Source organism: Mesorhizobium sp. B2-6-2 (genome assembly GCF_006440615.1).
Classification (GTDB): Bacteria; Pseudomonadota; Alphaproteobacteria; order Rhizobiales; family Rhizobiaceae; genus Mesorhizobium.
Genome location: NZ_VFUG01000028.1, coordinates 43082 through 50200, shown reverse-complemented (window position 1 = coordinate 50200; position 7119 = coordinate 43082). Strand labels below are relative to the sequence as shown.

General features: G+C 65.1%; 10 protein-coding genes. 1 reads left to right on the top strand and 9 read right to left on the bottom strand.

Annotated features, from left to right (window positions below):
* Positions 1–248 precede the first annotated feature (248 nt).
* The 3 genes from FJ419_RS29420 to FJ419_RS29410 all read right to left on the bottom strand — a co-directional run bounded on the left by FJ419_RS29420 (position 249) and on the right by FJ419_RS29410 (position 1604).
* Positions 249–779 (bottom strand): hypothetical protein, encoded by a 531-nt coding sequence (locus FJ419_RS29420; protein ID WP_140700723.1) that lies wholly within the window; start codon positions 777–779, stop codon positions 249–251.
* Positions 780–924: 145 nt separating this feature from the next.
* Positions 925–1281, bottom strand: coding sequence for a YciI family protein (locus tag FJ419_RS29415; RefSeq protein ID WP_140700722.1), 357 nt, complete (start codon positions 1279–1281; stop codon positions 925–927).
* Entirely contained in the window at positions 1278–1604 is a 327-nt protein-coding gene (locus tag FJ419_RS29410) for a hypothetical protein (RefSeq protein WP_246679424.1), read from the bottom strand. Before FJ419_RS29410 ends, FJ419_RS29415 begins: the two co-directional genes overlap by 4 nt.
* Before the next feature lie 103 nt (positions 1605–1707).
* Between FJ419_RS29410 and FJ419_RS29405 the strand changes: the two genes are divergently transcribed.
* The gene (locus tag FJ419_RS29405) at positions 1708–2133 is read left to right on the top strand and encodes an OsmC family protein (RefSeq protein ID WP_124998336.1); all 426 of its coding nucleotides are present in this window, start codon (positions 1708–1710) and stop codon (positions 2131–2133) included.
* 221 nt (positions 2134–2354) lie between these two features.
* Here the strand turns inward: FJ419_RS29405 and FJ419_RS29395 are convergent, their stop codons facing one another.
* The 6 genes from FJ419_RS29395 to sdhC all read right to left on the bottom strand — a co-directional run bounded on the left by FJ419_RS29395 (position 2355) and on the right by sdhC (position 7090).
* Positions 2355–2987 (bottom strand): DUF480 domain-containing protein, encoded by a 633-nt coding sequence (locus FJ419_RS29395; protein WP_140700721.1) that lies wholly within the window; start codon positions 2985–2987, stop codon positions 2355–2357.
* Positions 2988–3216: 229 nt separating this feature from the next.
* Positions 3217–3996: a succinate dehydrogenase iron-sulfur subunit gene (locus tag FJ419_RS29385; RefSeq protein ID WP_140634833.1), complete on the bottom strand. Its 780-nt coding sequence runs from the start codon at positions 3994–3996 to the stop codon at positions 3217–3219.
* Positions 3996–4430, bottom strand: a complete 435-nt coding sequence (locus FJ419_RS29380) for a DUF3052 family protein (RefSeq protein WP_140700720.1) — start codon at positions 4428–4430, stop codon at positions 3996–3998. Before FJ419_RS29380 ends, FJ419_RS29385 begins: the two co-directional genes overlap by 1 nt.
* 2 nt (positions 4431–4432) lie before the next feature.
* Positions 4433–6268, bottom strand: coding sequence for a succinate dehydrogenase flavoprotein subunit (gene sdhA / locus FJ419_RS29375; protein WP_140700719.1), 1836 nt, complete (start codon positions 6266–6268; stop codon positions 4433–4435).
* A gap of 4 nt (positions 6269–6272) precedes the next feature.
* Positions 6273–6668, bottom strand: coding sequence for a succinate dehydrogenase, hydrophobic membrane anchor protein (sdhD, locus tag FJ419_RS29370; protein ID WP_140545484.1), 396 nt, complete (start codon positions 6666–6668; stop codon positions 6273–6275).
* A complete protein-coding gene (sdhC, locus tag FJ419_RS29365; RefSeq protein ID WP_140700718.1) occupies positions 6668–7090 on the bottom strand; it encodes a succinate dehydrogenase, cytochrome b556 subunit in 423 nt (140 codons plus the stop codon). Before sdhC ends, sdhD begins: the two co-directional genes overlap by 1 nt.
* Between the last annotated feature and the right edge of the window lie 29 nt (positions 7091–7119).

The window sequence follows — 7119 nt, the reverse complement described above, 5'->3', positions numbered from 1 at the left end:
AAGCTCCTGGTCGTCCTCAACGCCATCATTCGCGACAAAACCGCATTCGCGTGAACACAGTTGCCATTCCGTGACCTTAATCGTAGGTGTTGCGGAGCAGAATTCTGCACCGCTGCAACGCTTACAGGTCACGGAATGGATTCTATGGTCTGCGCCGCGTCGCTTCGCTCCTTGCTCCGCCATAGAATGACGAGGCGAGAGGCGTTTCGGCCAATCACGAAGGCAGGCGATCCCGCGGCGCCTTCGGCTCAGTTCACCTCGAAGCCCAGCTTCTGCCGCAATCTCAGCATCCGCTGGTCGGCGATCCTGAGGCTCTGCCCGCCGCCCTGCGCGACGCGGTTCAACATCCTGAGCAGGTCGTCCCGCTCATGCGGATCGAGGCGCTCGCGCAGGAACGGCGCCAGCTTGTCGATGACGATCGTCGTGTCGTCGATCTGCGCGGCGGCCCATTTGGCGTAGACGACCGCCTCGTCGGTCTTCTTCTGGCTGTCCGCGATCTGCGCGATCACCTCGCGAATGACCGCCTCGCGCTGCGGCAGGACCGGACCGTGCTCCGCGACGATCGCGGTGATCAGCGTCGCCGCCGCCACCACCGGATCGTCGATCGCCGTCAGCGGCGAGAGCGCGGCCTGATTGCGCAATTTCTTGCGACGGATGTTGCCTTGGACGCGTCCGACGACGTCGGCGACCTCGCGCGCGGCGTCGCTCATATATTTCAGCCGGTACCACCAGATGGCGGCCGCTCCAAGCAGGCCGAGGATGGCGATCAGAAAAGGCATGCCGATTCCCCCGAAAACGCGGCGACGATAAGAGAAGCGCGGCATCGCTTCAACACGCAACGGTTGCGGCCGGTGAAGAAACACTGAAGATGTTTCCCGCAAGAGACAGCTTCAACCGGCGCGCCGCGCCCATGCTGACCGGCGGCTATGAGCCCGGCACGTCGTAGATCGCCCTGATTTCGACCGTGCCGAGCTCCGCCAGCGGTATCTTGGCCGCAATGTCGAGCGCCTCGGCAAGGTCCGCCGCCTCGACCATGACGAAGCCCAGCAGTTGCTCCTTGGTCTCGGCGAAGGGACCGTCGGTCACCAGCGCCTTGCCATTGCGCCGCCGGAGCGATTTCGACTTTTTCACCGACTGCAGCGCCTGCGCGATGACCAGCTTGCCTTGCCGGTCGAGCTCCCGGTCATAGCCGAGCGAGTCGGCATCGAGCTTGGCCATGCGCTCGGGAGTCAGCGCGTAGAGGTCCTTTTCCTCGCCATAGACCAGCAGCACATATTTCATTTCGAGCTTCCTTTCGTTGACGCATTATAGGAGGCGACGGTGTCGGTTTTGCCTGCCGTCGCGGCATGGTCGAGCAGGCATGTCGCGACGCCTATGATGGCGATGGCCGCCGCCAGCCGGCCGAAGCCGAGCGCCGGCCGATCCAGCCAGAACTCTTCAAGTCGCCTCCCTTTTCGCTCGGGCTTTCCCCAGATCGCAAGAAACAGATTGTCCATCTTAACCTCCATCGGCCGGGAGTGGCCGCCCGCAGGACGGTCGGGCAGACGGATAGTCGACATTTTTGCATGCGCTTTTTTTGAGAATTTTCGAAGCGCCTCGCGCAAGCACAATCATACCGGGCCATGGATGGTCTTCCGCCGCACCCGCGCTATAGTTCCAGGAACGTCGGCGCCCGCCGGCGCAACCCCGACAAGGCAGGAGGATTCCATGGACCGCACCGCAAACGCCGTCTGGAAGGGCAATCTGAAGGAAGGCAACGGCACGCTGGACACCCAGAGCGGCACCTTGAAGGGCACGCCCTATTCGTTCAAGGCCCGTTTCGAGGACGAGAGCGGCAAATCCGGCACCAATCCGGAAGAGCTGATCGCCGCCGCGCATGCCGGCTGCTACGCCATGCAGCTGTCGCACTTCCTGGCCGAAAACGGCACGCCGGCCGCCGAGCTCGACGCCAAGGCAGTGGTGACGCTGGTGCCCGGCACCGGCATCACCGGCAGCGCCATCACCCTGGTCGGCAAGGTGCCGGGCATCGACGCGGCGAAATTCAAGGAATTGGCCGAGAAGGCCAAGGCCGAATGCCCGGTGTCGAAGGCACTGGGAGCGATCAAGGTGTCGTTGGATGCTAGGCTGGGGTGAGAAGCTTCTCCGCGAAGGCTGGCGATCCTTCGCCCCCCTCTCTGTCCTGCCGGACATCTCCCCCTCAAGGGGGGAGATCAGATGTCGCGTCGGCTTCCATCAATCGCCAACGGTGAAAGAAGGGCGCCGGCGCCGGAACTGCTAATCTCCCCCCTTGAGGGGGAGATGTCCGGCAGGACAGAGGGGGGCGCCTCGCGCCAACGTTTCTGGTGAGAGCCAGTCTAGCCCCCCAGCGCCTCGATCTTCGCCCGCAGCGCCGCGACCTCTTCCTCCAGCGCCTCCACCCGCGCCTCGAGGTCGGTGTCCGCAGTTGACGCCGCCGGCTGCCAGGGCGCCGCCGCCACCGCTGCTGCTTCCACCGGACCGCTCAGCAGATGCACATAGCGCTCCTCGCGCTGGCCGGGCGCGCGTTCGAGCAGCTGGATCAGTGGCGGCCGGCGGCCGATCATCAGGTCGAGATTGTCGCGCAGCTCCTCGATCGAAGCAAAGCGCGCCATGCGCTCCGAGCGCGCCAGCAATTCATGCGCCGTCTGCGCACCGCGCAACAGCAGCAGCCCGATCACCGCGATCTGCGGCGTGGTCAGCGAAAAGCGCTGCGCCATCAGGTGCTCGTAGCGTTCGACGCGCGAAGCGAAGGCCTGGCGCACGAGGCCTTTCTGCTCGAGCGTGCTCAAGGCCCGCCGGACCTCCGTCAGCTCCAGCGCCATCACCGGCTCGCGCGCCGTCTTTTGGTTGGCGGCCTGGTGCGCGCCGTTGAGCGTCAGCGGATAGACGTCCGGCGTCAGCTCCTTCTTCTCGATCAGGGAACCGAGGACTCGGGCTTCGACAGGTGAGAGGATGGGGAGATCGGTCATGGTTTGCCTATCCTTTCTGACACTGGCGGGACAGCGCCCCCCTCTGTCCTGCCGGACATCTCCCCCACTTGGGGGGAAATTAGCAGCTTCGCCGACGGCGCCTCATCCTTCAACCTTGGAGATTGGCGAAAGCCGCGGTGACGGCCAATCTCCCCCCTCGTGGGGGAGATGTCCGGCAGGACAGAGGGGGGCGCGAAGGATCGCTACCTGCGAGTAAGGCCGCGAGAAACTAAACCCTTCTCTCCACCATCATCTTCTTGATCTCGGCGATCGCCTTCGCCGGATTCAACCCCTTCGGGCAGGCCTGCGCGCAGTTCATGATGGTGTGGCAGCGGTAGAGCCGGAACGGATCTTCGAGATTGTCGAGCCGTTCGCCCGTCGCCTCGTCGCGGCTGTCGATCAGCCAGCGGTACGCCTGCAGCAGCGTGGCCGGGCCGAGATAACGGTCGCCGTTCCACCAATAGCTCGGGCAGGAGGTCGAGCAGCAGGCGCACAGGATGCATTCGTAAAGCCCGTCGAGTTTCTCGCGGTCCTCATGGCTCTGCAGCCATTCCTTGGCGGGCGTCGGCGAGACCGTCTTCAGCCACGGCTCGATCGAGGCGTGCTGGGCGTAGAAATTGGTGAGGTCGGGCACCAGGTCCTTGATCACCGGCATGTGCGGCAGCGGATAGATCTTCACCGCGCCGGAAATGTCCTCGACGCCCTTGGTGCAAGCCAGCGTGTTGGAGCCGTCGATGTTCATGGCGCAGGAGCCGCAAATGCCTTCGCGGCAGGAACGGCGCAGCGTCAGCGTCGGATCGATCTTGTTCTTGATCCACAACAGCGCGTCGAGAACCATCGGCCCGCAATCGTCCATGTCGACGAAATAGGTGTCCATGCGCGGGTTCGCGTCATCGTCCGGCGACCAGCGGTAGATGCGGTATTCGCGCAGGTTGGTCGCGCCTTCCGGCTTCGGCCAGGTCTTGCCTTGCTGGACCTTCGAGTTCCTGGGAAGCGTAAGTTCGACCATTACCTGCGGTCCTTTCGGATGACGAGCTTCAGCCCGGACCAGATTTCGTTCACGGCGGCGACTTTGACGTCAATCAGGTCGCGCTTCAGCGCCTCGGACCGGATGACGGCCTCGGTGACGTCGGTCGGCACTTTCGATGCCTTCTTCGGCCAGGAGACCCAGACCATGCCGTCGCGCTTGATCGCCGTCTCGATGCCGGCCAGGCCGTCCTCGACCTCGGCGCGCTGCCGGGTGAAGGCGTGCACGGCATCGTATTTCCGGCTGCCCGAGATCGCCGACCACGCGGCGAGCCGGTCGACGCCGGCAAAGGACACTGCCTCGGTCAGCGCATCGAGCTCCGGCGGCAGCGCGATGAAGGCGGCGACCATGCCGTCCCTGAGGCCAAGCTTGGCCGGGAGCGGCGTGCCGGAATATCCCGTGGTCGCCTGCGCCATAGTCAATACACCCGCGCCTTCGGCGCGATCTTGGCCACGCTGATGCCGCCGTCCTTTTCGGCCAGCAGCGGCTCGGTATGCACCGGCCGGTAGGTCAGCGTCACCTTGCCGTCCTCGCTCAGATGGGCCAGCGTATGCTTGCGCCAGTTGATGTCGTCGCGCGCCGAGAAATCCTCGCGCGCATGCGCGCCGCGGCTCTCCTTGCGCGCCTCGGCGCCGTAGACCGTGGTGATGGCGTTGGCCATCAGGTTTTCCAGCTCCAGCGTCTCGACGAGGTCGGAATTCCAGATCATCGAGCGGTCGGTTACCTTGATGTCCTTGAGCTCGCCCCAGAGTTCCGAAATGCGCCTGCAGCCGTTCTCCAGCGATTCCTGCGTGCGGAACACGGCGGCGTCTTCCTGCATGGCGCGCTGCATCTTCTCGCGCAGCACGGCCGTCGGCGTCGAGCCGTTGGCGTGGCGCAGCCTGTCGAAGCGCTCCATGATCTTCTCGACCGAGGCCGCGTTGGGCGACGGGATCGCCGACTTGCGGTCGATCACATGGCCGGCGCGGATCGCCGCAGCGCGGCCGAACACGACGAGGTCGATCAGCGAGTTGGAGCCGAGCCGGTTGGCGCCATGCACCGAGGCGCAGCCGGCCTCGCCCACCGCCATCAGGCCGGGCGACACGCGGTCGGGATTCTCGGCTGTCGGATTGAGCGCCTCGCCCCAGTAATTGGTCGGCACGCCGCCCATATTGTAGTGCACCGTCGGCAGCACCGGGATCGGCTCCTTGGTGAGGTCGACGCCGGCGAAGATCTTGGCCGACTCGGAAATACCCGGCAGCCGCTCGTGCAGCACGGCCGGGTCAAGATGGTCGAGATGCAGGAAGATGTGGTCCTTGTTCTTGCCGACGCCGCGGCCCTCGCGGATCTCCAGCGTCATGCAGCGCGAGACGACGTCGCGCGAGGCGAGGTCCTTGGCCGACGGCGCGTAGCGCTCCATGAAGCGCTCGCCCTCGGAATTGACGAGATAGCCGCCTTCGCCGCGCGCGCCCTCGGTGATCAGGCAGCCGGCGCCGTAGATGCCGGTCGGATGGAACTGCACGAACTCCATGTCCTGCAGCGGCAGCCCGGCTCTGGCCGTCATGCCGCCGCCGTCGCCGGTGCAGGTATGCGCCGAGGTGGCGGAGAAATAGGTCCGGCCATAGCCGCCGGTCGCCAGCACCACCATCTTCGCCGAGAAGCGATGGATAGTGCCGTCGTCGAGGTTCCAGGCCATGACGCCGGTGCAGGTGCCGTCCGGCTCCATGATCAGGTCGAGCGCGAAATATTCGATGAAGAACTGCGCGTTGTTCTTCAGCGACTGGCCGTAGAGCGTGTGCAGGATGGCGTGGCCGGTGCGGTCGGCGGCCGCACAGGTGCGCTGCACCGGCGGACCATCGCCATAGTTCATCATATGCCCGCCGAACGGCCGCTGGTAGATCTTGCCTTCCTCGGTGCGTGAGAACGGCACGCCATAATGCTCGAGCTCGTAGACGGCGGCCGGCGCCTCGCGCACCATGTATTCCATGGCGTCGACATCGCCCAGCCAGTCCGAGCCCTTGACGGTGTCGTACATGTGCCACTGCCAGGAATCCGGCCCCATGTTCGACAGCGAGGCGGCGATGCCGCCCTGCGCGGCGACGGTGTGCGAGCGCGTCGGGAACACCTTGGTGATGCAGGCGGTGCGCAATCCCTGCTCGGCCATGCCGAGCGTGGCGCGCAGGCCGGCGCCGCCGGCGCCGACGATGACGACATCGAATTTGTGGTCGACAAAGGTATAGGCGGAAGCCGCGTTGGCGGTGTTTGCATTGGCCAAGACGTCAGCCTCCGAATGCGAGTTTGAGCAGGGCGAACAGCGAAGCGACGCCGACTGCCACCGCGAAGAAGGTGTTGAGAGCGATCAGCGCCAGCCTCATGCCTTCGCCATGCACGTAATCCTCGATGATGGCCTGCATGCCGAGCCGCATATGGTAGAGGCCGGAGATCAGCACCAACGTCAGCACCAGCGCCACGAAGGGATTGGCGAGCGCCGCCCGCACTTCCGTGTAGCCGTGGCCGTTGACCGCGATGAGGAAGCCGACGAAGAACAGGATGAGCGGTATGTTGGCGATCGCCGTCAGCCGCTGGCGCCAGAAATGCTGCGTGCCCTCGCGCGCCGAGCCCAGACCCCGCACTCTCGCCAACGGCGTGCGCATGTCCGAATTGTTCGCGCTCATCACAAAGCTCCCCGCGCCATGTAGCCGGCGATCCAGATCAGCAGCGTCAGCACGATCGAGCCGGCGAGCGTCGACCAGGCGATCCTGGATGCGGTGTGTTTTTCCAATCCCGCGCCGGTGTCCCAGACGAGGTGGCGCAGCCCGCCCAGCATATGGTGCATCAGCGCCCAGGTGTAGCCGAACAGAACCAGCCGGCCGAGCCAGGAGCCGAAGGCCCAGTTGACCCAGTCGAATGCGGCCTGCGAGCTCGAAGCGGCAATCAGCCAGGCCGCCACCAGCAGTGTCCCGAAATAGAGCGCGCCGCCGGTGATGCGATGGATGATCGACATCGTCATCGTGATCGGCGGCCGGTAGATCGTCAGATGCGGCGAGAGCGGCCGTTCACGTCTGGCAACTGCGCGGGTGGCTGGTGATTTGCTCATGGCTCCCCCAGATCGGCATCCTGAATGCC

Bases quoted from the DNA above. Each gene is read 5' to 3' on its own strand.
- FJ419_RS29420 (WP_140700723.1), bottom strand. From the start codon at position 779: ATGCCTTTTCTGATCGCCATCCTCGGCCTGCTTGGAGCGGCCGCCATC.
- FJ419_RS29415 (WP_140700722.1), bottom strand. From the start codon at position 1,281: ATGAAATATGTGCTGCTGGTCTATGGCGAGGAAAAGGACCTCTACGCG.
- FJ419_RS29405 (WP_124998336.1), top strand. From the start codon at position 1,708: ATGGACCGCACCGCAAACGCCGTCTGGAAGGGCAATCTGAAGGAAGGC.
- FJ419_RS29395 (WP_140700721.1), bottom strand. From the start codon at position 2,987: ATGACCGATCTCCCCATCCTCTCACCTGTCGAAGCCCGAGTCCTCGGT.
- FJ419_RS29385 (WP_140634833.1), bottom strand. From the start codon at position 3,996: ATGGTCGAACTTACGCTTCCCAGGAACTCGAAGGTCCAGCAAGGCAAG.
- FJ419_RS29380 (WP_140700720.1), bottom strand. From the start codon at position 4,430: ATGGCGCAGGCGACCACGGGATATTCCGGCACGCCGCTCCCGGCCAAG.
- sdhD (WP_140545484.1), bottom strand. From the start codon at position 6,668: ATGAGCGCGAACAATTCGGACATGCGCACGCCGTTGGCGAGAGTGCGG.
- sdhC (WP_140700718.1), bottom strand. From the start codon at position 7,090: ATGAGCAAATCACCAGCCACCCGCGCAGTTGCCAGACGTGAACGGCCG.